Source organism: Sphingobium sp. TomTYG75 (assembly GCF_054771635.1).
Window position 1 is genome coordinate 1,594,145 of the sequence record NZ_BSRE01000001.1, and the last position, 23,753, is coordinate 1,617,897.

Annotated in this window: 22 protein-coding genes and 1 riboswitch; of the genes, 16 read left to right on the plus strand and 6 right to left on the minus strand. The window is 62.4% G+C overall.

Annotation, left to right across the window (positions count from 1 at the left end):
- Window positions 1-81: 81 nt before the first annotated feature.
- Both ACYU81_RS08060 and ACYU81_RS08065 read left to right on the plus strand, forming a co-directional pair.
- Window positions 82-708: a class I SAM-dependent methyltransferase gene (locus ACYU81_RS08060; RefSeq protein WP_460987143.1), complete on the plus strand. Its 627-nt coding sequence runs from the start codon at window positions 82-84 to the stop codon at window positions 706-708.
- A gap of 223 nt (window positions 709-931) precedes the next feature.
- Window positions 932-2,197: a glutamate-5-semialdehyde dehydrogenase gene (locus ACYU81_RS08065; protein ID WP_460987144.1), complete on the plus strand. Its 1,266-nt coding sequence runs from the start codon at window positions 932-934 to the stop codon at window positions 2,195-2,197.
- Between the two features lie 114 nt (window positions 2,198-2,311).
- Here the strand turns inward: ACYU81_RS08065 and kdsA are convergent, their stop codons facing one another.
- Entirely contained in the window at window positions 2,312-3,139 is an 828-nt protein-coding gene (gene kdsA / locus ACYU81_RS08070; protein ID WP_460987145.1) for a 3-deoxy-8-phosphooctulonate synthase, read from the minus strand.
- 5 nt (window positions 3,140-3,144) lie between these two features.
- Window positions 3,145-3,438 carry a hypothetical protein gene (locus tag ACYU81_RS08075; RefSeq protein WP_449470727.1) on the minus strand — a complete coding sequence of 98 codons (294 nt, stop codon included), beginning with the start codon at window positions 3,436-3,438 and terminating at the stop codon, window positions 3,145-3,147.
- Between the two features lie 21 nt (window positions 3,439-3,459).
- Here ACYU81_RS08075 and ACYU81_RS08080 point away from each other — a divergent pair, with 21 nt between their 5' ends.
- Window positions 3,460-4,587 (plus strand): tudor domain-containing protein, encoded by a 1,128-nt coding sequence (locus ACYU81_RS08080; RefSeq protein ID WP_460987146.1) that lies wholly within the window; start codon window positions 3,460-3,462, stop codon window positions 4,585-4,587.
- Window positions 4,584-5,948 carry a cytochrome P450 gene (locus ACYU81_RS08085; RefSeq protein ID WP_460987147.1) on the plus strand — a complete coding sequence of 455 codons (1,365 nt, stop codon included), beginning with the start codon at window positions 4,584-4,586 and terminating at the stop codon, window positions 5,946-5,948. The genes ACYU81_RS08080 and ACYU81_RS08085 overlap by 4 nt, the downstream gene beginning before the upstream one ends.
- A 141-nt stretch (window positions 5,949-6,089) precedes the next feature.
- Here ACYU81_RS08085 and ACYU81_RS08090 read toward each other — a convergent pair whose 3' ends face one another.
- Entirely contained in the window at window positions 6,090-6,386 is a 297-nt protein-coding gene (locus tag ACYU81_RS08090; protein ID WP_460987148.1) for a hypothetical protein, read from the minus strand.
- Window positions 6,387-6,465: 79 nt separating this feature from the next.
- Window positions 6,466-6,576: riboswitch (TPP riboswitch) on the plus strand.
- A 55-nt stretch (window positions 6,577-6,631) separates the two neighbouring features.
- Between ACYU81_RS08090 and ACYU81_RS08095 the strand changes: the two genes are divergently transcribed.
- The 8 genes from ACYU81_RS08095 to ACYU81_RS08130 all read left to right on the plus strand — a co-directional run bounded on the left by ACYU81_RS08095 (window position 6,632) and on the right by ACYU81_RS08130 (window position 15,028).
- Window positions 6,632-7,039: a DUF2065 family protein gene (locus ACYU81_RS08095; protein WP_460987149.1), complete on the plus strand. Its 408-nt coding sequence runs from the start codon at window positions 6,632-6,634 to the stop codon at window positions 7,037-7,039.
- Between the two features lie 14 nt (window positions 7,040-7,053).
- Window positions 7,054-8,901 (plus strand): phosphomethylpyrimidine synthase ThiC, encoded by a 1,848-nt coding sequence (gene thiC, locus ACYU81_RS08100; protein ID WP_460987150.1) that lies wholly within the window; start codon window positions 7,054-7,056, stop codon window positions 8,899-8,901.
- A 136-nt stretch (window positions 8,902-9,037) separates the two neighbouring features.
- The gene (locus ACYU81_RS08105) at window positions 9,038-9,322 is read left to right on the plus strand and encodes a hypothetical protein (RefSeq protein WP_449470733.1); all 285 of its coding nucleotides are present in this window, start codon (window positions 9,038-9,040) and stop codon (window positions 9,320-9,322) included.
- Window positions 9,323-9,381: 59 nt separating this feature from the next.
- A complete protein-coding gene (locus ACYU81_RS08110; RefSeq protein WP_460987151.1) occupies window positions 9,382-10,482 on the plus strand; it encodes a hypothetical protein in 1,101 nt (366 codons plus the stop codon).
- Window positions 10,427-11,536: a nucleotidyltransferase family protein gene (locus ACYU81_RS08115; RefSeq protein ID WP_460987152.1), complete on the plus strand. Its 1,110-nt coding sequence runs from the start codon at window positions 10,427-10,429 to the stop codon at window positions 11,534-11,536. The genes ACYU81_RS08110 and ACYU81_RS08115 overlap by 56 nt, the downstream gene beginning before the upstream one ends.
- Window positions 11,537-11,651: 115 nt before the next feature.
- On the plus strand, window positions 11,652-13,592 hold the full coding sequence (locus ACYU81_RS08120) for a DUF4838 domain-containing protein (protein ID WP_460987153.1): 1,941 nt from the start codon (window positions 11,652-11,654) through the stop codon (window positions 13,590-13,592).
- 66 nt (window positions 13,593-13,658) lie between these two features.
- Complete coding sequence (locus ACYU81_RS08125) at window positions 13,659-14,450, plus strand: transporter (RefSeq protein ID WP_460988142.1); 792 nt, start codon at window positions 13,659-13,661, stop codon at window positions 14,448-14,450.
- An 11-nt stretch (window positions 14,451-14,461) separates the two neighbouring features.
- Window positions 14,462-15,028 carry a DUF4337 domain-containing protein gene (locus ACYU81_RS08130; protein ID WP_460987154.1) on the plus strand — a complete coding sequence of 189 codons (567 nt, stop codon included), beginning with the start codon at window positions 14,462-14,464 and terminating at the stop codon, window positions 15,026-15,028.
- Window positions 15,029-15,047: 19 nt separating this feature from the next.
- Here ACYU81_RS08130 and ACYU81_RS08135 read toward each other — a convergent pair whose 3' ends face one another.
- Together ACYU81_RS08135 and ACYU81_RS08140 are read right to left on the minus strand one after the other, a co-directional pair.
- The gene (locus tag ACYU81_RS08135; protein ID WP_460987155.1) at window positions 15,048-16,487 is read right to left on the minus strand and encodes a hypothetical protein; all 1,440 of its coding nucleotides are present in this window, start codon (window positions 16,485-16,487) and stop codon (window positions 15,048-15,050) included.
- Window positions 16,484-18,010, minus strand: a complete 1,527-nt coding sequence (locus tag ACYU81_RS08140) for a virulence factor family protein (protein ID WP_460987156.1) — start codon at window positions 18,008-18,010, stop codon at window positions 16,484-16,486. The genes ACYU81_RS08135 and ACYU81_RS08140 overlap by 4 nt, the downstream gene beginning before the upstream one ends.
- A gap of 308 nt (window positions 18,011-18,318) precedes the next feature.
- Between ACYU81_RS08140 and ACYU81_RS08145 the strand changes: the two genes are divergently transcribed.
- Window positions 18,319-18,489 carry a hypothetical protein gene (locus ACYU81_RS08145; protein ID WP_460987157.1) on the plus strand — a complete coding sequence of 57 codons (171 nt, stop codon included), beginning with the start codon at window positions 18,319-18,321 and terminating at the stop codon, window positions 18,487-18,489.
- A 267-nt stretch (window positions 18,490-18,756) separates the two neighbouring features.
- On the opposite strand, the gene ACYU81_RS08150 is transcribed toward ACYU81_RS08145, so the two are convergent.
- Window positions 18,757-18,972: a hypothetical protein gene (locus ACYU81_RS08150; protein ID WP_460987158.1), complete on the minus strand. Its 216-nt coding sequence runs from the start codon at window positions 18,970-18,972 to the stop codon at window positions 18,757-18,759.
- Window positions 18,973-19,466: 494 nt separating this feature from the next.
- On the opposite strand from ACYU81_RS08150, the gene ACYU81_RS08155 reads away from it, so the two are divergent.
- The 3 genes from ACYU81_RS08155 to ACYU81_RS08165 all read left to right on the plus strand — a co-directional run bounded on the left by ACYU81_RS08155 (window position 19,467) and on the right by ACYU81_RS08165 (window position 23,635).
- Window positions 19,467-21,953, plus strand: a complete 2,487-nt coding sequence (locus ACYU81_RS08155) for an autotransporter domain-containing protein (protein WP_460987159.1) — start codon at window positions 19,467-19,469, stop codon at window positions 21,951-21,953.
- 375 nt (window positions 21,954-22,328) lie between these two features.
- Window positions 22,329-22,784, plus strand: a complete 456-nt coding sequence (locus tag ACYU81_RS08160) for a carboxymuconolactone decarboxylase family protein (protein ID WP_460987160.1) — start codon at window positions 22,329-22,331, stop codon at window positions 22,782-22,784.
- Entirely contained in the window at window positions 22,784-23,635 is an 852-nt protein-coding gene (locus ACYU81_RS08165; protein ID WP_460988143.1) for a sigma-70 family RNA polymerase sigma factor, read from the plus strand. Before ACYU81_RS08160 ends, ACYU81_RS08165 begins: the two co-directional genes overlap by 1 nt.
- Window positions 23,636-23,753 lie beyond the last annotated feature (118 nt).

Here is a 23,753-nt window from a genome sequence, read left to right on the forward strand (position 1 = left end):
TGCCCGCCAGCATGCAAAGCGGCTTGCCAGGCTTGCCGATATTTGCAAGGCCCAGACGTGAAGGCAAACAGGCGAGTATTGATGGCCTCCATTCCCTTGAAGAAAAAAGCAGATCCGGCGTCATTCCTGGGTCAGTGGAGCATGTTTTTCCGCCAGTTCGTGAAGCATCCCGGGATGATCGGTTCCGTGATCCCCTCTTCGGCTGCATTGGTGAACAGCATGCTGGACCGGGTGGATTGGCAGCATACGCGCCTGTTCGTGGAATATGGGCCGGGCGTCGGCACCTTCACCCGCCCGATCCTGGAGCGCATGCACCCGGACGCGAAACTGGTGGCGATTGATCTTAACCTTGACTTCGTCGCATGGCTCGAAGCGCAGATCGACGATCCCCGCCTGCGGGTCGTGCATGGATCGGCGGCGGACGTACGCCGCTTCATTGTTGAGGCCGGACACCGGCAGGCCGATTATATCCTCTCGGGAATTCCTTTCTCCACGTTGCCGGAAGGGGTGGGCGAACTCATCTGCGCGGAAACGCACCGGGCGTTGCGACCCGGCGGCGAGTTTCTGGTCTATCAATATTCTGCCTTCGTACGTCGGCTGCTCACCGGGCAGTTCAACCAGATCGCCGAGCGGGTCGAATGGCGCAACATTCCGCCCTGCCGCACCTTCCGCGCGCTGAAGGCGGAAAGCTTGGCGCAGGCCGCTTAGGGACATAATAGATCATCCCAACACCCGTTCGCCCTGAGCCTGTCGAAGGGCTTTTCTTCTTTTGAAGAGAAGAAAGCGGCTTCGACAGACTCAGCCCGAACGGAGTAGAGTTTTCGAGCAAAACACTCTGCCTAATGTAGGCCGAGGCTACCATTGGTAGCTGTCAGCGCCTTTCGTCCCACGACGCTTTCATGCTAAGGGCGCGGGCGAAAGGCTCGACCAGATGAATGACCTGACCCAGACTCCCGAAATGCTGATTGCCTCAATGGGCGCGCGCGCCCGCGCCGCTGCCGCAACGCTGGCCAGCGCAAGTGACGCGCAGAAGATCGACGCCCTGCGCCGGGCCGCTCAGGCGCTTCGGGATCAGGCGCCGCAAATCCTTGCCGCGAACGCGCGCGACGTGGAAAACGCCGCCGCCAACGGTCTTTCGCCAGCCATGCTCGACCGTCTGCGACTTGACGAACCCCGCGTGGCGGCAACGGCCGCTGGCGTCGATCAGGTCGCCAGCCTCGACAATCCACTCGGCAGCGTCATCGACAAGCAGGTCCGGCCCAACGGCATGGAGCTTTCGCGCGTCCGCGTACCCTTGGGCGTGATCGGCATCATCTATGAAAGCCGCCCCAATGTGACCGCCGACGCGGCCGCGCTGTGCCTGCGCGCGGGCAACGCCGTCATCCTGCGTGGTGGCAGCGAGGCGAAGGAGAGCAATCGCGCCATCCACGCCGCCATGGCCGAAGGGATCGCCGCCGCTGGCCTGCCCGCCGACGCGGTGCAGCTTGTGCCCACGACAGATCGCGCCGCCGTTGGCGCATTACTCAAGGCGTCTGACTTCATCGACCTCATCGTTCCGCGCGGCGGCAAGAGCTTGGTTGCCCGCGTACAGGAAGAGGCGCGCGTGCCCGTGCTCGCGCATCTCGACGGCATCAACCACAGCTATGTCGATGGCGCGGCCGATCCGGACATGGCGGCCAAGCTGATCGTCAACGCCAAGATGCGCCGGACGGGCATCTGCGGCGCGACCGAGACCGTGCTGATCGACAAGGCGTTCGGCGCGGCCCCCGCCATCGTGAAGGCCCTGCTCGACGCCAAGTGCGAAGTGCGCGGGGACGCGGCGGTGCAGGCGATGGACGCCCGCGTCATCGCTGCGTCGGACGAAGATTGGGATACCGAATATCTCGACGCCATCGTTTCCGTGCGGCTGGTCGATGGGCTGGACGAAGCGCTAACCCATATCGCCGCTCACGCGAGCCATCACACGGACGCGATCATCACCGAAGACGGGGAGAAAGCCGAGCGCTTCCTCAACGCCGTCGATAGCGCGATCGTCATGTGGAACGCCTCCACTCAATTCGCCGACGGCGGCGAATTCGGCCTTGGCGCGGAGATCGGCATCTCAACCGGCCGCCTCCACGCGCGCGGCCCAGTGGCGCTGGAAGGCCTCACCACCTACAAATGGCTGGTGCGCGGAACAGGCCAGACGCGGCCTTGATATAGGGGACGACCTCTCACCGTTCGGGTCGAGCCTGTCGAAGCCCTTCACTTTGCTCAAAAGAAGTGGATACCTTCGACAAGCTCAGGCGAACGGGGAATGAGAGGGGCGTACTCAGCCTTTCACCACCTCATCGATAGTCTTCAACTTCCCAAGCAGCATCCCCATCCACTCCAGCGGCAGCATGACAGGCCCATCCGAAGGCGCCCGATCCGGATCATCATGCGCCTCGGCAAACACCGCTGCGACGCCCGCCGCAACCGCACTGCGCGCCAGAACGGGCGCAAATTCCCGCTGCCCACCCGAAGCTGACCCCAGCCCACCCGGCTGCTGCACCGAATGGGTGGCATCGAACACCACCGGATAGCCGGTCTCACCCATCACCGGCAGCGACCGCATGTCGCTGACCAGCGTATTGTAGCCAAAGCTCGCGCCGCGCTCGGTCAGCAATATCCGCTCATTGCCGGTGGAAGCGACCTTCTGTGCCACCGCCGCCATGTCCCAGGGCGCAAGGAACTGCCCCTTCTTCACATTCACTACAGCGCCCGTCCGCCCCGCCGCCAGCAACAAGTCCGTCTGGCGACAAAGGAATGCCGGGATTTGCAGGATATCCACCGCCGACGCCGCTGCCTCCACTTGCCCCGCCTCATGCACATCGGTCAGTACCGGACAGCCCAACTGTGCCTTCACCTCGGCCAGTATCGCCAGCCCCGCATCGATCCCCACGCCGCGCTGACCCGACACCGAAGTCCGGTTCGCCTTGTCAAAGGAGGATTTGAAGATGAACGGCACGCCTGCCTTTCCCGCTACCTCCGCCAGCTTTTCCGCCATCATCAGCGCATGATCGCGGCTCTCAATCTGGCAGGGACCGGAAATCAGGACGAAAGGAAGGTCATTGCCGATCGTCACCGACCCGATCGAAACATGGCGTTGCTGTGTCATGCCGCTCACTTTGGCGCTTTCGCAAAACGGCGCAAGAGCTGTCCCCGCCACAGCCCCTTGCCCGGATGATAGTTCCAGCAGAACCAACCAAAGACGAGGCAGGCGAGAAGCGCAGGCAGCGCCATCGGATCGCCATTGCCTCGCATATGCCGGTAAAAGGCCAGATCCGCCCGCCACCGGTCCCGCTCGCTGCCGCCGCCATTGATGCCATAGGCATTGTCATGTTTCCGGCAGCCGATGTTTCGGTTGTATTTGCGGTGATCTATGAAATAGCAGTAGTCGCGTTCGGGTGTCGTCATGGCCCGATGTGGAACAGGGCCGTGCAAAAGTTCAAGCGTAAAGTCTTCTACCTTGGCGGTTTCGATCCGCGCGGGGTGCGTTTTTATCACCAACTCTATCGGGAGCAGGCGGAGCGTTATGCGCGCCTCTCCGGTGAACAGGTGGAGGTAAGCGCGCGTCGGTCAGGCCCGGCCTCGTCCGCCATCTGGACCGTCACCAACCATAGCGCAGGGGTCGAAACCGACTATGAATTCCTCCGCTGGGAGGATTTGGTCGGCAAGGTTTGGATCCGCAACCCGCTGCTCCTCGCTTGGCGATCGATCGCCACCTACGCCGCCCACGCCCGCCACATGCAGTTCCTGCGGATGAGGAAGCTGCGCCCCGGCCCGGTCATCACCATCCTGTACCCGCCGCTGCTCGCCATCCTGATCCCGCTCGCGGTGGCGCTAATCCCCGCCTCGCTGCTGTCGCTGCTCATGCCCTTCTGGGCGGCAGCGCTGATCGGCATCGGCATCAGCGCGCTGCTGTCCGGTAGATTGCTTAACAAACTAATTGTCCCCTGGCTGCTGCGCTTCATGTACTACAACCACAGCGTCGCCGCGCGCGGTCCCGGCGAGGAAATGGACGCTCGCCTCGATCACTTCGCCGCCCGAATCTTACAAGAGATGGACGGACCCTGGGACGAAGTCATCTTCGCCTCTCACAGCAACGGCACCATCTACGCCATGAGCGTCCTTCGCCGCATCTTGGAGCTGCGCGAGGGTAGACCGTTGCCGGACAACTTCACCGCCCTGACGCTGGGGCAAGTCGTCCCCGTCATCGCCCTGCGCAAGGACGCGCGCTGGTATCATGCCGACCTGAAGGCGTTGAACGAGGGGCAGTTCCGCCTCGTCGATTTCTCCGCGCCCCCCGATGGCGCAGCCTATCACGACGTGCACCCCATTCGCCTCGTATCGGATCGCTGCGCCGCCCGCGTCGATCTACTCTCGCCGCGCTTCCACCTCTTCTACGACCCGGAAAATTATAACAGCGGCTGGTCGAACAAATATGAAGCGCATTTCGACTATCTGCGCGTCGGCGATCGCCTATCTCCCGTCGACTATGTCAGCCTGACCGCAGGCCGCCGCACCATTGACGAAGCCATCGCCGCATTCAGGGCCATCCCGTGACCGAACCCTTCACGCCTCCCTATCCACAGCCGCCCCGGACCAAGCGCGGCCTGATGAAGCGTTTCCTGCGCGGCTGGCATAGCTGGATCCATGTGCTGTTCGAAAAAAGCTACACGATGAAGCTGGGCGAAATCCGCATGCCCGGCCAGATCATGTATATCGCGAACGAATTGCCGCTGGTGGACAAGGTGCTGCGCGGCGGCACCGCCTTCCCCAAGCATCGCGAACTGGTCCGCAACCTGTCGCCCCTGATCGGCAACAGCGTTTTTTCCGCCAATGGCGAGGATTGGGAAAGCCAGCGCGCCATGGTGAACCCGGCCTTCGCCCACACCGCGCTGCACCGGTCCATGCCGTTGATGGTAGCAGCGGCCGACGAACTACTGGCCCGCATCGATGCCGCCGACCGTACCAAGCCCGTCGATATCGACCCGATGATGACCCATGTCGCGGCCGACATCATCTTCCGCACGCTCTTTTCCGAAGCGCTGGACGAGCATCGCTCCAACATCATCCACAACGCCTTCGGCAAGTTCCAGCGCTACGCCCACAGCGCATCGATGCTGCGCCTCTATGGCTTTCCCGCGCGCTGGTTCGAACAGCGATCGCTCAAGCCCGCCAAGGCAATCCACGACGTATTCCGCCCGATCGTCGAGGCCCGCTACCAGGGCTTTCATGAGCGCGGCGAGGCCCCGCACAAGGACATTCTCCAGTCGCTGATCGAGGCGAAGCATCCCGAAACCGGCGATCCCTTCACCCTGCAACAGGTGATGGATCAGGTCTCGACCGTCTTCCTCGCGGGCCATGAAACATCGGCCAGCACCATGACCTGGGCGCTCTATATGCTGGCCGAATGCGCCCATATCCAGAATGCCGCGCGCGCCGAAGTCGTGGCGCTGGCGGACCAGGAGGCGCTCACCGCCGCAATGCTCAAGGACATGGGCCATGTCCGCAACATCTTCCGCGAAACGTTGCGCCTCTATCCCCCCGTCGCCTTCTTGCCCAGAGAAGTGCCTTGCCCCATGCCGATGCGCGACAAGAATCTTGAGGAGGGAGCGATGCTGGTCGTCGCGCCCTGGCTCACCCAGCGGAACAAGGATAATTGGGGCTGCCCGCACAGCTTCGATCCCGATCGCTTCGACGATCCCGCCAATGCGGAGATGGTGAAACAGGCATGGTTCCCCTTCGGTCGAGGCCCCCGCGTCTGCGTCGGCGCAGGCTTCGCCCAGCAGGAGGTGATGACGGTGATCGCCAGCGTCCTGCGCCGCTACCGCCTGTCCGTGCCGGAAGGGTTCAAACCAGAACCGATCAGCCGCCTGACGATAAGGCCAAGGACGGGCATGAAGCTGATGTTCAGAACCTAATTATTTCCCCTCCCGCAGGCGGGAGGGGTTAGGGGTGGGCGCGAGCGAAGCGAGCTTCATCGCCAGCGCCCTAAAGTAAGCAGATGTTGCGCAGGCCCACCCCCGGCCCCTCCCGCTTGCGGGAGGGGAGCAGAAACCGCCTCAACCCCTGATCCGCCCCACCATCACCTGTCCCGCCGCACGCTCCCGCACATAACGCCGCTTCAACACCACGCTCGCCACCAGCAACGGCACGCCAACAATCACGCAAATCGCCCCCAACATCGGCGGCCACAGCCCGAACAGGCTATGCACATCCAGCGCCGACGGCGTCAGCACCAGCAGGAAACCGGCGGTCAACAGCCACAATCCCCACCGCCTCGGCCGCACAGCCACCATGCGCATTTCATGCCGGTGCGCCTTGCGGCCTTCCCTGGTGGACAGATCATGATGCTTCATCGCCTGCCATAAAAGCGGCAAAGCGCCCCTTATGTCCAGCGCAATGGGCTGGCGTCGCCTGCACATTTCCGCTATCGCCACCCAATCCCCGGGGGACCGCTCACAAGCGGTTGAGAGGCGGCTGATGTGGCTGCGACCCGTTGAACCTGATCCGGATGAGACCGGCGTAGGGAGGGAGGGCTTGCCACAGGCATGTCCGCGTCCTCCTTCCGCCCAGCGAAGAAGAAGAGGAGGACGGAGCTGCCATGGACACCATCTCCATCCTCACCCTGCGCCTGTCCGAAGCCATCGGCCTGTACATGATCGTCGTCGGCATCGGCGGGCTGATCGCACCGTCCCGCTGGCGCGCGATGATGGACGATCTGGAACGCTCGCCCGGCCTCGTCATGACGCTCGGCTTCCCCGTCTTCGCGATAGGCACAGCCCTCGTCCTCATCCACAGCATCTGGACCGATCCACTCGCCGTCATCGTCAGCCTGATCGGCTATGTTGCACTGATAGAGGGCGCCCTGCTGCTCGCCATCCCTGCGCCGCTCATCAGGATCGGCCGCTGGTCCCTCAACTTCACCCGCGCCTGGGCCGCTGTCAGCATCGTCCTGGGCATCCTCCTCTTCCTCGCGGGCCTCACCGGCCGCGCAACCGTCATCGCCTGAAAGGAACCACCACCATGGCCGACATTTCCGCCCGCACCGAAATGCGAGTCACCACCGGCCCCATTCGGGGTAGCCGTAAAATCCATGTCGGCCCGCTCAAGGTCGCCATGCGTGAGATTGACCTGGAACCCGGCAGCGGCGAGCCGCCCGTTCGCGTCTACGATACCTCCGGCCCCTACACCGATCCCAATGCGCGCATCGACATCATGGCGGGCCTGCCCACGCTCCGCCGCGACTGGATCATCGGCCGGGGCGATGTGGAAGAATATGACGCCCGCGCCATCCAGCCCGAGGATAACGGCCTCAAAGGCCCCGACCGCAGCGGCGGCGTCCAGCCTTTCCCCCATGTCGTAAAGCGCCCCCTGCGCGCCAAGCCCGGCATGAACGTCTCCCAGATGCACTATGCCCGTCGCGGCATCATCACGCCGGAGATGGAATATGTCGCCGAGCGCGAGAATCTCGGCCGCGCCCGCCTCGCCGAATATGTCCGCGATGGTCAGGACTGGGGCGCGGAAATCCCCGACTATGTGACCCCTGAGTTCGTCCGCGAGGAAGTTGCGCGCGGCCGCGCCATCATCCCGTCGAACATCAACCACGCGGAAAGCGAGCCGATGGCGATCGGCCGCAACTTCCTGGTGAAGATCAACGCCAATATCGGCAATTCGGCGGTCGCCTCCGACGTGGCGAGCGAAGTCGACAAGCTGGTCTGGTCGATCCGCTGGGGCGCGGACACGGTGATGGACCTGTCGACCGGCCGTAACATCCACGACACCCGCGAATGGATCATGCGTAACTCGCCGGTCCCGATCGGCACCGTGCCCATCTATCAGGCGCTGGAAAAGGTCGGCGGCATTGCCGAGGAACTGACCTGGGAAATCTTCCGCGACACCCTCATCGAACAGGCCGAGCAGGGCGTCGACTATTTCACCATCCATGCGGGCGTGCGCCTGCCTTACATTCCGATGACCGCCAAGCGCGTCACCGGCATCGTCTCGCGCGGCGGGTCGATCATGGCGAAATGGTGCCTCGCGCACCACAAGGAAAGCTTCCTCTACGAGCATTTCGACGAGATCACCGAGATCATGAAGGCGTATGACATCGCCTATTCGCTGGGCGACGGCCTGCGTCCTGGATCGATCGCGGACGCCAATGACGAAGCGCAGTTCGCCGAACTCTACACGTTGGGTGAACTGACCAAGCGCGCCTGGGAACAGGATGTGCAGGTGATGATCGAAGGGCCGGGCCATGTCCCGATGCACAAGATCAAGCAGAATATGGAAAAGCAGCTCGAAGCCTGCGGCGAGGCGCCCTTCTACACATTGGGGCCGCTAACCACCGACATCGCGCCGGGTTACGACCATATCACCAGCGGTATCGGCGCGGCGATGATCGGCTGGTACGGCACGGCGATGCTCTGCTACGTCACGCCCAAGGAGCATCTGGGCCTGCCCGACCGCGATGACGTGAAGGTCGGCGTCGTCACCTACAAGCTCGCCGCCCACGCTGCCGATCTGGCGAAGGGCCATCCCGCCGCCAAGGTCCGCGACGACGCGCTCAGCCGCGCCCGCTTCGAATTCCGCTGGCGCGACCAGTTCAACCTGTCGCTCGATCCTGACACGGCGGAGAAATATCACGACCAGACCCTGCCCGCCGAAGGCGCGAAGACCGCGCACTTCTGCTCCATGTGCGGCCCCAAATTCTGCTCGATGAAGATCACGCAGGAGGTCCGGGACTTCGCAGCGAAGCAGAACCAACCCGCCGACTCATTCATCGCGGCCGAAGACGCGGAAAAAGGCATGGCCGAAATGAGCGAGACGTTCAAAAACAAGGGGGGTGAGATTTACCTGCCAGCTTCGGAATAATCCAACCAAGCTCCTGAAATATCATAGGCTGTAGAGGGCGGGGGGGTTATACCTTCTGATATACCCCGCCATAGCAGTGCGGTCGGCCCGACCCAGGTGGTAGCTTGCCTCAACCCTGAAAAAGAGGAGGCTACCCTTGGCTGAGGAACCCACCATTTTGGCTGCGGCCGAAGATCGCCGCCGCTTTCTGAAAACCTGCGGTCGCTTCGCTGCGACCGTTCCCCCAGCGATGACGATCATGTTGTCGACCTCCCTGTCGTCACAGGCAATCGCGGCATCGGGCGGCGGCGGCGGCGGCGGCCCCAAGGGCAATAATGGTGTCGGCAACGGCCCCGATCCCCAGCCCCCGGGCAACCCGCCGATCAATGACGGCCCTGGCACCAGCCCCGGCAATCCGGGCAACAAGGGCGGCAAACACTGAACGCCAAGGTTCAGCTGATTGATGGCGAATGGGCGGAGCGCCCTGACGGGGCGGAATTGATGCTGCGCCTTACACCCGGGACTTCGATGACCTTCATCGGCGATCAGCCGGTGATCGTTTCGCAGTCCCGGCACGCCATTTATGAACTGAACCAGATAGCAGGCTATATCGGATGTCGCCTCGAGGACGGCGTGTCCCTGTCGCAACTCGCGCAGGAAGTTGCCGACCGGGGCGTCGATCAGGCCGCGTCCATGCTCGACACGGTGCTGGCGGAATGGTCCCACTCCGGGCTGGTCCACGCCACTGTCCGACCGCCCGCATCCGCGCCCCTCCTGACGCAATCCATATCGCTCGGCAGTCGCGCCCTCATGCTGCGCTATCATGATGAGGCGCTGGTACGGCACGTGGCGCCGCTTTTCGCCCATCTTCAAATGGACGCGGCCTCAACGCCGCCCTCCACCATCTATCATCTCTGGCAAAGCAACGGGCTTTGCCTCTTCAGCCGTGATGCGGGCGATGCTTCTGTCCTGCAACTCCCTCAGGCCGCCACCCTGGTCAAGGCGCGGATCATCCAGGACATCATCGATGATCCCCGCTGGAACCTGGCGCTGCATGCAGCCTGCGTCAGCCGCAACGGAAAGGCGCTCCTGCTGACCGGACCGCCGGGGGCGGGGAAGACGACCCTGACCTCGTGGCTGGTCGGCAGCGGCTTTGCCTATCACGGCGATGACATCAGCATGCTGGGACCAGACGGCAATGTCCTAGGCCTTCCCTTTCTGCCAACCGTGAAATCGGGCGCCTGGCCGATGATGGCCGCGCGTTACCCGGGGCAGCTTCAGCCGCTGATCCACTGGCGGCCCGATGGGCGGCGGGTGCGTTACCTCGCCTTGTCGCCGCCTTCGGGGCAAGCGCCCCTGCCGGTTGGCTGGATCTTGAAGCTGCGGCGGACGAAGGGCGCGCCCGCGCGCCTGATCCCGCAACATCCCACGGCACTGGTCAAGCATCTGCTATCCGAAGCCGCCTCATGCAGCGGAGAGGCCAGCCGCCCCGCTATCGACAGCCTGATCCGCGCCGTCGGCGGCGCCCGGACCTGCGAACTGGAATATGACGATCTGGATGAAGCGGCCGCTCTGCTGGGAGCATTTTGTGATCCGGCTTGATCACCTCAATGGCCTCTTGTCCTGCCTGCGCGGCCAAACACCCTCGCATGCCGATTGGCCCCGCATCATTGCCCTCGCCAACAAAACCCTGTGCAGCCCCGCCGTGGCCGCGCGGCTTAGAAAAGCCGGACGCTTTCCCGCGCTGCCATCGGATGTCGCGACGTTTTTCGCCGAGATGGAAAGGCGCAATGGCGACCGTAACGATCGCATCATGGCGCAACTGGACGAGGCCGCTGCGACCATGAACGGGGCCGGCGTGTCGCCGATCCTGCTGAAGGGCACGGCATGGCTGGCCCATGCGCCACCGGACGAACGTGCTGCCCGGATGCTGGCGGACATCGACCTGATGGTGCCCGCCGATCGTTTCCTGCCCATGATTGATCAGCTGCGCGGCATCGGTTACTGCCTCGACACGCCCGATCCCCAACCCGGCGTGCCCGTTGTCCTCTCGCGCCCGCAGGATACGGCGACGATCGACCTTCACTCCGATTATGGCAGCGCCAACACGCTCTCCTATAGCTTTGATGACCTGGCGCAAAATGCCGCCCTGCTGGACCTGGCGGGCGGGATCGTCCTGCTGCCATCGCCGGTCGCATGCACCGCGATATTGCTGCTGCATGACCAGTTGAAGGGGAGGGACTATTTGCGCGGCCGGATCGACCTGCGCCATCTGCTCGACATGCAGTCCTTTGCCAGCCGTTTCCAGCAGGATGATTGGGATGAGCTGAACCGGCATTTCCAATCCGGCTATGCCCGCAACGCGATGCGCACCCAATTGCTCACGGCGCGCAAGTTGCTCGGCATGGAAATGCCTCGCGCCCTGACGTGGGGCATCCGCGCGCGGCTTCAATATATACGGCGCCTGGCCCAATTGCGTTGGCCGGGTCTGGCGCCCTTTCTGACCTTCCTGTCCCTCCTTGATCCCAGTTATATCCTCGCCCGCCGCGCCGCCCGAAGGATGCTGCTCGGCGGCGAGCCGATCGCGGCCTCCGGACTCCCCCGCCGCGAAAGTCTGGAACGGCTGTTCATCCGCAACGAACTGGGGAAAATATAGGAAAGGCCCTGCTGTCCTTTCACCATTTGGACGTACTCCCTCCGCCACCGCCCCCAGAACCGTCAATTGGATTAAGAGGGGCGGCACCCCTGATCAGAAGGGAGGAGGGCTGCCAATGGGACAAGCCATTTCACGCAGGACATTTTCCTTCGGATCGGCGGCAGCCCTGCTTTCGGCGCAAACCATGGGCCAGGGTCAAGCAGCATCCCCATCCAGCGTAACCCTGATCGAGGGCGGCATCCCCCGCCCGCTGGTCATACCGGATCAGCCGCTAGATTGCGTCGTCTATGCCGCGCGGGAACTCGCCGCGCATCTCGCGAAGGCCACCGGCACGCTGCCCCAGATCATCCCGGAACACGTAGCGTCGGGGCAAAGCACGTCAGGAGGTTTCTTCTTTCTGGGTGATGCCGCCATTGCACGCGCATCGATCGATCTCAGCAGCCTCGCCCCTGAAGCCTGCGTCCTTCGCACGATTGGAGGAAATTTCTGTATCGCGGGGCGCGATGGCCCCGGCGACCCGCTGGACCCCGATGTCACCGCAGGCACGCTGTTTGGCGTTTACCATTTTCTGCAAAACTACATGAAGGTCCGCTGGCTGTGGCCCGGAGATCTGGGAACCATGGTGCCGAAAACGGCATCCCTCATCGTGCCGAGCCTTGACGAGGTCGTCACTCCCCATTTGATGCAGCGTCATGTTCGCCTGTTCAAACCGGGCAAGATCGATCGTCCGGAACTCGGCTTTTCCACTGCGGCGGCGGCGGACTACCGTGCGGAGGAGCGCATATTCATCAGGCGCCACCGGATGGGCCGCCGCCAGCACATCGGCTATGGCCATGCCTTTGGCGACTGGTGGGCCAAGTATGGCGATCAGCATCCCGAATGGTTCCAGCTTGTCGATGGACGGCGCGGGCCGGTAAAACCGGGCGCCCGCTTTTCGATGTCGATCGCCGACCCCGGTCTGCACCAACAGATCGTCACCCTCTGGCGCGAGAAGGGCGGCGCCAGACGAGGGGCAAGCTTCATCAACGCGGTCGAAAACGACATGCCCGGGCTCTGCGAATGCGCGCTCTGTCGCGCGCTCGATAGCCCTCCACCGGCTGACTATCTGACATTCATTCCACCCCAATCGAAAATGGCCCGCCATCCTTTCGTCACGGATCGGTATGCGCGCTCCTGGCTCGAAATCCAGCGCCTCGCGGCGCGGGATGATCCGGACGTCACGGTCGTGGGCTACGCCTATTTTAACTATTTCGCGCCGCCGACCTCTGGCGTGCGGCTCAACAAGAACATCCTCGTCGGCTTCTGTCCTTCGTCATGGTTCTACCCGCGCACGGCGGCGGTGCAGGAGTGGATGAAAAAGCAATGGCGCGGCTGGGCAAACACTGGCGCGCGCATCTTTCTGCGCACGAACCATTTTCTCGATGGCTATTGCATGCCGTTCGTCTTCGCCCACCAGTTTGCGGACGAATTCCGGAACGCGGCCACGAACGGCCTGGTGGGCACCGACTTCGATTCCCTCACCGGGCAATGGGCGACCCAAGGTCCGACGCTCTACCTGCTGATGCGTCTTCAGTCTCAGCCGGACGCAGATGCCAATGCGTTGCTGGAGGAATATTATGCCTGCTTCGGCCCCGCCGCTGCGGACGTGAGGGCCTATTTCGAGCATTGGGAAAACTACACGATGAACCTCAGCGGAAGGCTGGAGCAGACCTTCGCCGAATTGAAGGCGTCGCGCTGGAAAAGCTGGGCCAGGGCAGCGGCCATCGTCTATCCGGAAGGGAGCTTTGCGGCAGGGCAAAAACTTCTGTCCAGAGCCGCGCAATCTGCGGCGCATGATCCGCAAGCGGCTGAGCGGGTGAACTTCCTGCAACTCGGGCTGGAACATGCGCGGCTCTGCTGCCGGGCGGCCAGCGAGCGCAGTGCGGGCGGGGTGCAGAAGTCCGAAGCGGCCGGGCAGGCGGCCGATGCCCTTATCCAGTTCCGGCGGACGCACGAACGCACGTGGATCGCAAATTTCGATCATTGCGCCTGGGTCGAGGGTGAGAGCTGGAATTGACCTGAGCAAATGCGCGTGAAGGCGCTGCTTTACAATGCATGCGGCGGCAATTAGCCCAGAGCCGTGATGAAGCTCTTCGTGCTCGTCGCTGCCCTTTTGACGCTTCTGGCGAATGGGGCGGCGGCGCGGGACTATTGTCCCGACCGCCCCGGCTTGGACACGCCGCCCTGTACCCTTGAACCGGGCGCGTTATCGGTGGAAACATCGGCCGTCGACTGGACGCATGACACATCGCCGGACTCGGTAAGCGATACCATTTTGCTGGGCGATGTCGCACTGCGCTATGGCATCGCAGAGCATGCCGAGCTGCGCCTGGGCTGGACCGCTTCCGGCATCGTCCGTACCCGCGATCGCCGAACCGGCGACGTCCAACGGCAATCAGGCTCAGGCGACGTCAGCATCGGGATCAAGCGCAACCTGATCGACCCGGAAGGACATGATCTGTCGTTCGCTCTTCTGCCCTGGATCAGCGTGCCGACGGGCGGTAGTGCCATTGGCGCCGGTGATTGGGGCGGCGGCGTACAGCTTCCCATCAACGTACCCGTGGCCGAGAAGCTTTCCCTGCTGCTCACGCCGGAAATAGACGCAGCCGTGGACAGCGACCGCAAGGGGCGGCATCTGGCCTATGGCTCAGCGGGCGGCATCAACTTCTCCGCAAGTCCGGTGTTCAACCTTGCCGTTGAGGGCGCCGTGATGCGCGACGATGATGCGGGGAGAGTGAGCACGCAGGCCGTCGCGGGACTCTCCGCCGCGCTGATGGTCGGCAAAGCCGCGCAGGTCGATATCGGCTCTGAATTCGGCCTCAACCACGACACGCCTGAAAGGCGCATCTATGTCGGTCTCGCCCGGCGCTTTTGATAGAGGACGCCATGGAAGTCGAACTGAATGCAGAGGCGAAGGATAAGCGGCTTAATCGCATGGTCGCGATCACGGTCGTCATCCTCTCCATCTTCACGGGCCTGTGCAACATCAAGGATGGCAACATAGTCCAGGCGATGCAGCAGGCGCAGTCCAACGCGGTAGACAGCTGGAATGAATATCAGGCGGCCAAGACCAAACTGCATATCAGCCAGACCAGCCGCAGTCAGATTGTCCTTCTGGCCGACACGCCTCATTGGCAGGCGCTGTCGAAACGCACCGTCGATGCGCTTGATGCCAGCATCGCGAAATATATCCGGGAAGTGCCTGCTCTGGCTCGGCAAGCAAAGGCCGATTCCGCCCTTTATGATGCCCTCAACGTCCATGACGACCAATTCGACGCGAGCGAGGCAATGATTTCCACCGCCATATCACTCGCCGCCGTCGCCGCGCTGGTGGAAAGCGCCTGGCTGCTCGGCGTCGGCTGGATGTTCGGCGCGTTCGGAATGTTCCTGGGCCTATGCGGCTTTGCCGGTTGGGCGTTTCACCCGGACATCCTCAGCCATTTCCTTGGCTGACCCCGCGCCGATCCGGCTCTCAGTTCATCAGGCTGGCATAGCGCGCGGGTGGGGTCGGCAAGGTGAAGCGGGAGACAGTCCCCGACAGAATAACCAGCGCAATCACCAGCGCGGCCCACCTTTTCCCGCGAACGGCTTCGTCGCGTCGCCACAGGATGATCCAGCCTAGCGCCGTCGCCAACATCGCCCAGAGATGATAGCGAAGGTCGGATGATATGCTGAGCAGGATGAAGCTCGCTTCCTGAAAGAGCGTCGAAACGAAGAGGGCCGTTGCGAGTTCGCGCTGCGCTCCCTCGGGCCGACACCAGCAGTTCCACAACCCCCACGACGCCGCGACGATCCAGAAGATCGGCCATGCCGCAGGCGCTTCGGTCAGCAATCTAGCCACCCCCTGCCACCGCATCGCCATGGACGAGGGATTGGGAAAACCCAGGTCATTGGGCTCCGATCGGGCAGGCGGTGCGGCCAGCGGCCAATGCAGCGGCACCAGCCAGCGCTCGGTCGAATTCAGATGGCCAAGCCGGTGCGCGAGATAGGCATAGGGATGCGCAATGACAGCCTTGGCAAACTGCCCATAAAGCTGACCGAGGGGCATCTTGTCCCATGGCCGGATTGCCGACGCGCAGAAGGCGTTTTCACCCAGCGAATCCCAGAACAGCGGCTTGACGCAATGATGCGCCGCGAGCGTCCGGATCGCTTGAGCAGAGACGCCTGTCGCCGGGTCGCCCGTCCGAACGGCAATAGCTGCAAGATCATATATGGGCTGGCTGCTGCGTACCCCACTGTCCCGCGCACCCAGCAGGCTGTGGTTGATCGGTTGAGAAAGGAGCAGGACCACGGGAATGGCGGCGATCATCGCGGCGAGGCGGAGAATTTCGTTCCGGGGACGCGGCACCACCAGAAACGCCAGCGGGACGGTCGAGAATGCCCCGTTCGCGCGAACCAGCGTGGCATAGATCAGGCACAGGATGACGATGACGAAGGCAAATGGCGGGATGGGCCGGTCGCGCAGGCGGAACGTGGCAATCAGGCCAAGGGGAAGGGTGAGCGCGCCCACGAGCTGACTGTCCTTGACCACGATGGCGAGCCAGCCCAGCAGAAGCGGTGTCGCGCCCATGGCGAGCAGGACGACGGTCCTTCGCTGGCCAAGTGCCCGGCCGAGCAGCCCGATCCCGATCCAGTAACCGGCCATCTGAATTATGAACATCGGCGCGGAGCTTGGCCGGGCGAAGGACAGCACGGCCCAGAGGCGAGCCATGATGGGAGGATGCCAGTCGTCGTAACTCTGGCTCAAAACCTGCCGATATTGAACGATCGAGTCATATTCGGCGATCCCCGGCCAGAAAAGCAGCAGGGACGCGAGCAGTAGGGCGCAGGCGGCGAGGATCGGCCAATGGGATGAGGCCGAAGTCACCTGCTGCGGCCCTGCGGTGGCGGGCATGTCCTGTGCTTCCATCATCTGGGCATGTGCCGGAGGATCTGCGCCACCAGAAATGGCGCGTTGCGTTCAAAATGATGCCCGCCCGGCACCGTGACGACCGTTGCTATGCCTCGTGGGATGTCAGGACAGGCGCTGTCGGTTTCCAGATTGCCCCGGATGCACAGCATAGGCACGCCGCGCAGCCGCGTTATGGCGGGAATGGTCGGGTAGGCGCCTGGCGAACTCATGTTCAGCCAGTTGCTCAGATGGAACTGGAAATCCGCCGTTCCGCTGAGGCCGAGCAACGCCATTCCCTTCACTTGCGATCGCACGGGCCGGGCCAGATGCCCCGCAATATAGGGCAATACATCCGCACCAAAGCTGTAGCCGACCAACAAGACCTTGGGGCGACCCCAATGTTGCGAATAGCTCCGGATGATGGAGGCGAGATCGGCGGCGGCACCGGCCGGGGTGCGTTCGCTCCAGAAATAGGACAGGCTATCCACTCCCACGACCCGCACCCCTGCCTTTGCGAGTTCCGCGGCGACCCCTTTGTCCAGGCCGACCCATCCGCCGTCCCCGGAATAGATCACCGCCATCCTGTCGGTGCGCCGCGCGGCGGGATCGTCAACGATGGTGATCGGCAGGTTCGCAGGCATTGGCACAAGATTTTGCGAAGATCCTGGCGCGGCATACCGGGCCGCAAGGAATGGCTTCACTTGCGCCGCGAGTTGCGCATCGAGACTGAAATGCGGATCAAGCCCGACCGCCGTGGCGCCACGATATTGTGCGAAGTCAGCGGCCTGCGCATCTGCGCCTTCCCTATTCAAACTGATCCAGGGGGAAGCCAGGCGGGCCGGAGGGGCGATCGTCCGGCCAGCGTGAGAATATGTGCGGGCCGTTAGCGAGAGCATGGCCGACTTGCACCAATGGGTCCGGCCCGGCAGAAATGGACGAAACCCAGCCGTGACCACCGCGCGATAGGCCCCATCCGGTCCCGTGACGAGCGTGGCATAGGCGAACGTGGCTCCCAGCCCTCGCCCCACCAGCACTGGTTTCATATACATGGGCACGCCGAGCCGGTGCTGAATTTCGCGCGCCAGCGGAACGATGGCATAGTTCGGATTGATGCATGTCTTCTGCGAACCGAGCGCGTGCAGGAAGACCGGGGTCGAAATGCCGGTGACCAGCGCGCCCTCGGCCGTCAGCCGATCAGCGAGCGCGCGGTCATCCTTCGTCCAACCCCGCGCATCAGATAGCAGGATGACCAGCCCTCGCGGCGAGGTCTTGCTCCGGAACATTGCCACCCTGCCCAACAGGGCCGAGAAATGAGCCATGCCCGATCGAACTGGCGTCGTCGGCGAAGGCCGATGGATCACGGCCGCCGCTCGTCCGAAATCCGTCAGGATCAGGAGTGAAGCGACCAGAAACAACAAGAGTCGGCCAGCGCCCGATCGGCTAATTTTTTCTGACCGCGTCTCCATCTTATCGCCATCCAGCCGCCCGCCACCATCGGTAGCGCTTCGCCGCAGCCTGAGCAATGTGGCGACTGTCCCATCCATAGCCCTTGCTACGCCCACTGCCAAAGCCCGCCTGAAGCCCAGGCTGTGACCCAAGGAATCTCAGCGCGGGGAATCGGCCGGAAAGAAGGGCGCGGATCTGCTGTTCAATCCTACCTCAAGCCTCGCGGGGGGGGGATCATCCATCCGCAAACGGCGCAGAGCAGCACGGCATCATGCGGGGCGCCCCCAAGGGGGTGAATTCTGCCTGCTGTGAAGACTGTTGGTGCAGTGGGCAGTCTGGAGCGAACGCGTCTCTTCCCTGCTTTTCCCTGATGTCGCCCCAAATTCCGGTTCTGCTTCTGGAAGGAATGAGCGAGGCCGACCGCAAGGCCTATGTCATTGCCGTCAACAGGCTGGCGGAGCTCGCTGGCTGGGACCGCGAGCTGCTGGCCTGGAGCTGGGCGATCTGTCAGCGCTGGTGCGAGACTTCGACTTTGACGCCATCGGCTTTGAAATCGCGGAGGTTGAGGCGCTGCTGAACGAGGCGAATCCGAAGGAGGTAATCGAAGACGCCGTTGAGGAGCCGGAGCGGAAGGCTCCGCCTGTCACGCGCAAGGGGGGATATCCCACCTGCCGGAGCCGAAGAGCAATATTATGCCGTGCTGGACGACGTATTCATGGCTGCGTAACTTAAACCAAATAGCCTCCGGCAAACCCGCATCAGTTCAATCACCCTTTCCCATCGGTTCCGATTGCGGCGCCTGTGGCGTGCGAGCCAATCGTTATAGGGCGCCCAGTGATTTGGCTCAGATGGCAAAGATCTTCATCAGCGCCTTGTCGTCGCGCACCAGGGGATGATTGAGCAGGATTTCCACCTGGCGGAAGCCGCGCTGTTCGGTGAGCGAAATAACGCGACACAGTTTTTCGAACTCGTCGTCGCTGTCGATCACCTTCTGCGTGTCGAGGTCATCAATGCTGGTGCGGAATATGATTTCCACGAAGCGATCGATGTGGAGCGGCATCGTGCCCCCGTAGTTCGAACCAACGACGAAACATGAGATAATGCGTGCGTTCGTCGGCACGATGCTTTCGACCGCAGAGATACACCGCCGCGAACGAATGCGGCGGGTGGCTGACGTTACCTTGCATGTTGCAACGCCGCACCTATCCGCTGCACCCCAGGCATCGTCGGCCTCTTCGAATTCAGATACTCGACCTGACCAGTTCTTAATCTATATCAATATTAATGGGAATTTTGAAGACGGGTTGTGTGGACGTACAATATTAGAATCGTAATAACTCAGCAATGGAATGTTAATCTATAATAAAATGTTATTGAAGAAACGGGGGAACTTTCATTTATCATCATCGTTTCCCGATATAGCTCCCTGCCAGGGAGGAAAAAAGGGATCAATATATGGATTTGAAAAAATTTGGGCATTCCGCTCGTCGGAATGCTACGTCTTCGCGCGCACTTTTGGGTGCGACTGGCCTTGCAGGTTCGCTCGGAATTTTGATGTTGGCCTTGCCTAATACCGCGCTGGCTCAGAATGAATGCGGCGCGCTGCCTGGGGCCGGTGGTCTGGTTTCCTGTCCTGCATCCGGCAATCCCTATCCGGCCGGCATCACCTACCTTCCCACGGCCGGCCTAACGGTTGTTCTCCCGGCCGACGTTTCCATTCAGACGGCTACGCCTGCAACCCCCGGTGTTCAGATGGTCGGCGCGGGTGATCTGGCAGTCGACGGCAGCGGCGCGTCAATCGCGACCGGCGGCGCGCTTTCCAATGGCGTGACGGTTTCCAGCCTGGGCGGTTCGGCAGACGTGGGACTTGCATCGGTCTTCACGACCGGTGCGGGATCGACGGCGGTCTCTGCCCTATCAGACACAGGCGCCGCCAGCGTGATAACGACCGGCAACGTCACCTCCACCGGCCGCGGTGGAGCAGGCATTTCGGCAGTGTCGGCAACGGGCGATGCATTCGTAACCGCAAACAATGTCAGCACCGTCGCTGCGCTGCCCGCGGACACGGCGACTAGCCGCAGCGCCATTTTCGCGCAGGGCGCCAACGCAGCGGTAATTTCCACCGGCACGGTGACGACGGCGGGTCGTGCTTCCTTGGGTGGAGTCGCCGATGCCATCTCCGTCACGGGGACGGCGGGTAATGCCAGCGCAGTCGTGAATAATGTCGCGGCCAGCGGCGACACGTCGCGCGCGATCGCGGTGACGGCCAGCAACAATGCCAGTGCTACGGTGAATGGGCTGGTTTCGGCTTCAGGCCTCGGGGCAGATGCGTTGGCGGTCACGGGCGGAAATCTCGCGCTGGTCACTGTGGGGCCGAATGGTCGCTTATCAGCGGCTGACGGCAACCTCATCACGCTAACGTCGGTCAATGGCAGCACCCTGTCCAACTCCGGCACGATCGGTTCCAATCCCAATGGTTTGGCGGTCCAGGCGCTTGGCGGTCCGGCAACGATCAACAACAGCGGTTCCTTGTCCAGTGACATTGTCCTGACTGCCGGCAACGATACGGTGAACAACAGCGGCACATTCGTCGTTGGCCCCAACCCCGATTTCGGAGCGGGAACCGACGCCTTCGTCAACACTGGCGTGGTCAGCCTTGGCGCGGGCGCAACGGTGGCGGGTGCATCGACATTCACGGATCTGGAGAGCTTTTCAAACGCCGGCCTGATCGATCTGCGCAACGGTGTAGTGGGCGATAGCCTCACGCTTCCGGGCACCTTCTCGGGCACGGGCGCAAGCCAGTTGGGCGTCGATGTGCGGGCTGGCGGCAGCGATCGTCTGATCCTGGGTGGCGCTGCCACGGGGACAACGACCGTGCTGCTTGATACGCCGTCCCTTACCGCACCCATCTTCACCTCGGGCGCCGTCATCGTTCAGGCGGGTGCCCCGTCCGCGGCGTCGGCTTTTCAGTTCAACGGGGGCTTCCAGAATGCAGGCCTCGTTCGATATGAAGTCGCTTATGACCCGGCTACCCTGTCCTACAGCGTCACGGGCGGACCAAGCGACGCGGCGTTCCGCACGCTCAATTATGTGGATGGCGCCCGCAGCCTGTGGATGAAGTCCGCAGACGTGGTCACCGCGCAACTGCGGTCGCGCCGCGACTCACTCTGGGCTCATGGCGATGCTGCGAACTCCGGCAAGTTCTGGCTACACATGCACGGATCGGTTGAGGATCGCGGTGGAAGGCGGACGGTGTCCAGCTTTGGGCAGAGCCGTGTCATCAACACAGGCTATAAGCAGGATTATTACGGGGGACAGGCCGGCTTCGACTTCGGTGGTGGCGTTGGTGAAAAGGGTGGCTTCGCCCTCGGTGTGACCGGCGGCTATATAAACTCCTCGCGAAACTTCGCTGCTTCGCCGGACAGGATCACCTTCAACGCGGTTAATGCCGGTGTCTATGGCAGCTTCACCTCGGGCAACATATTTGCAAACGTCCTCGGCAAATATGATCATTATTGGGCCAACGCCAACAGCCCGACCGGCGGCTTCAAACAGAAATTTAATGGCTCCGTCTATGGTGTACGGGGCGAGGTCGGTCTGCGGTTCGGCAGCGACGCCTTCTTCATCGAGCCTGCCGCAAGCCTGTCCTACACGCGCTCGGACATCGACAACTTCTCGGTCCTTGGCACCACTGCGGACTTTAACGAGGACGATGGCCTGCGGGGCCGCATCGGTGGGCGTGTCGGCGGACAGGTGCACATTGGGGACACGGCCGTGCTGGCACCCTATATAGGAGCCAACTATGTCCACGAGTTCAAGGGACGGGACGAGGTAAGCTTTAGTAACGGCGTGCAGACGGTCGCCTTCACCAATGACCGCATGAGGGATTATGGTGAAGCGGTTCTGGGCGTCACCATTGGCCAGACGAGCGGCATTTCCGGCTTCTTGGAGGCCAATTATGTGCGCACTTTCAGCAACGGCGGTGGCTCCAACAGCCTTGAAGGCGCTGGCGGACGGGCGGGCTTGCGCATCCGCTTCTGAATGCACGGGTGCCGCGGTCGATCAGGCCGCGGCACCTGATAGCGAACAGGATCGGAAGACGCCTTTGGCCGGATTTTCATTCTAAGGGGCCGGTCGGGGACGCGACGCTGGCCAGACCATGGGCCTCTAAGGAGTGGCTCCTGGGCAGACTGGGCAGCTGAAAGCTGCCCTATGTGTTTTGCCCCACGAGGCGCCCACCCGTTTCGGTCACTTAGCCATCAACTTTGCATTCTCTTAAGCAGACACTCGACGTAGCCAGAACAACGCTCACACGGAAGATGACAATGAACAGCCGATAAAAAATGCGGAGCATGTCACACGGCCATCCTCTGCCTCGTCATGACGGTATCCAACAGCGATGAAAGGATCCGACACATGAATGACCGCGCTGATGTCTACGCCGCTGGCGGGCCTCTTTTCAAAGCCTGGTACGATCTGTCGATGCAGGTGGAGAAATCCGGTCTCGAAAAAAGCCTGCTGGAACTGGTTAAGATCCGTGTCTCCCAGATCAACGGCTGCGCCAACTGCCTCAACATGCACACGTCCGATGCACGCAAAGCGGGCGAGACGGAGCAGCGCATCTATTTGCTCGGTGCGTGGGCGGAGGCGCCATGCTACAGCGCCCGCGAACGGGCAGCTCTCGACTGGACCGACCATCTAACGGAAGTTGCCACGAAGCGGGCACCTGACCATGTTTATGCTGAGCTGGCGTCGGAGTTCAGCGCGGAGGAGCAAGTGCAACTGACGCTGGCGATCAATATCATCAACGGCTGGAACCGTCTGGCTGTAGGCTTCCGTCTCTACGATCCCGCGCTCGGCTGGCCGTCTTGATCGACGATGGCGTTACCAGCTTCGACACGCAGCGAGCCACCTTGCTGCGCGTCGCCTATCGCATGCTCGGCTCGATGGCCGATGCGGAGGACATGCTGCAGGAAGCATTCATCCGCTGGGCCAGAACCGACAGGCAAGCTGTGCGCGTCCCCGCCGCTTTTCTCCGCCGCATGGTGACACGCCTCTGCCTCGATCACCTCAAGTCCGCGCGGGTGCGGCGGGAAGACTATATCGGGCCCTGGCTCCCCGACCCGATCGTGGAGGCGGAACCGCTGGATGATGTCACCCTCCCCCTCATGCTTGCGCTTGAGCGCCTTTCCCCACTCGAACGAGCGGCATTCCTGCTTCACGACCTGTTCGGTGAGAGCTTCGATGATATAGCCCGGTCCGTCGGCCGAGACGCTGCCGCCTGCCGCCAGCTTGCAGCCCGTGCGCGAGAGCATGTACGCAGCGAACGAACGCGATTTCCTGTCGAACGCGACCATGGACTGGCGATCGTTGAAGCCTTTTACGAAGCATCCCGGGCTGGTGACGCCGCAAAGCTCGGCTCACTGCTCGCCGACGATGTGCGCTTCCATTCCGATGGGGGCGGCAGACGTCCAGCCGCAGGTCGTATTCTCGATGGCGCCGTTGAGGTTTTGCGCGGACTATCCGCGATTTTTCGCCTGCGGTGCGGTCATCCTGAGTTGGTCAAGCAGGCTTTCGTGAATGGTCTGCCCGGCTTTGTCACGCGCGAGGCAGATGGCATATTGCAGACGACAGCTCTGCTCATTGAAAATGACCATGTGAAAGCGATCTATGTCATGCGGAACCCCGACAAGCTCCGGCACGTGGAAAAACTGATCCACTAATCGCTGCAGACATATATCATGTACCGAACGGCGATCGACTACAGACGTTGGCGCGATGGAATCAATCCACGGAAAGGTCGTTATTCAGCAGATAGATCACACGAGATTTGCCCTACGC

Coding starts and splice junctions, on each gene's coding strand:
- ACYU81_RS08065 (WP_460987144.1), top strand. CDS start 932: ATGAATGACCTGACCCAGACTCCCGAAATGCTGATTGCCTCAATGGGC.
- ACYU81_RS08155 (WP_460987159.1), top strand. CDS start 19,467: ATGTTGGCCTTGCCTAATACCGCGCTGGCTCAGAATGAATGCGGCGCG.
- ACYU81_RS08160 (WP_460987160.1), top strand. CDS start 22,329: ATGAATGACCGCGCTGATGTCTACGCCGCTGGCGGGCCTCTTTTCAAA.
- ACYU81_RS08110 (WP_460987151.1), top strand. CDS start 9,382: ATGCTGCGCCTTACACCCGGGACTTCGATGACCTTCATCGGCGATCAG.
- thiC (WP_460987150.1), top strand. CDS start 7,054: ATGGCCGACATTTCCGCCCGCACCGAAATGCGAGTCACCACCGGCCCC.
- ACYU81_RS08090 (WP_460987148.1), bottom strand. CDS start 6,386: ATGAAGCATCATGATCTGTCCACCAGGGAAGGCCGCAAGGCGCACCGG.
- ACYU81_RS08115 (WP_460987152.1), top strand. CDS start 10,427: ATGACGATCTGGATGAAGCGGCCGCTCTGCTGGGAGCATTTTGTGATC.
- ACYU81_RS08145 (WP_460987157.1), top strand. CDS start 18,319: ATGAGCGAGGCCGACCGCAAGGCCTATGTCATTGCCGTCAACAGGCTG.
- ACYU81_RS08120 (WP_460987153.1), top strand. CDS start 11,652: ATGGGACAAGCCATTTCACGCAGGACATTTTCCTTCGGATCGGCGGCA.
- ACYU81_RS08125 (WP_460988142.1), top strand. CDS start 13,659: ATGAAGCTCTTCGTGCTCGTCGCTGCCCTTTTGACGCTTCTGGCGAAT.
- ACYU81_RS08130 (WP_460987154.1), top strand. CDS start 14,462: ATGGAAGTCGAACTGAATGCAGAGGCGAAGGATAAGCGGCTTAATCGC.
- kdsA (WP_460987145.1), bottom strand. CDS start 3,139: ATGACACAGCAACGCCATGTTTCGATCGGGTCGGTGACGATCGGCAAT.
- ACYU81_RS08150 (WP_460987158.1), bottom strand. CDS start 18,972: ATGCCGCTCCACATCGATCGCTTCGTGGAAATCATATTCCGCACCAGC.
- ACYU81_RS08140 (WP_460987156.1), bottom strand. CDS start 18,010: ATGGATGGGACAGTCGCCACATTGCTCAGGCTGCGGCGAAGCGCTACC.
- ACYU81_RS08095 (WP_460987149.1), top strand. CDS start 6,632: ATGGACACCATCTCCATCCTCACCCTGCGCCTGTCCGAAGCCATCGGC.
- ACYU81_RS08135 (WP_460987155.1), bottom strand. CDS start 16,487: ATGATGGAAGCACAGGACATGCCCGCCACCGCAGGGCCGCAGCAGGTG.
- ACYU81_RS08060 (WP_460987143.1), top strand. CDS start 82: ATGGCCTCCATTCCCTTGAAGAAAAAAGCAGATCCGGCGTCATTCCTG.
- ACYU81_RS08075 (WP_449470727.1), bottom strand. CDS start 3,438: ATGACGACACCCGAACGCGACTACTGCTATTTCATAGATCACCGCAAA.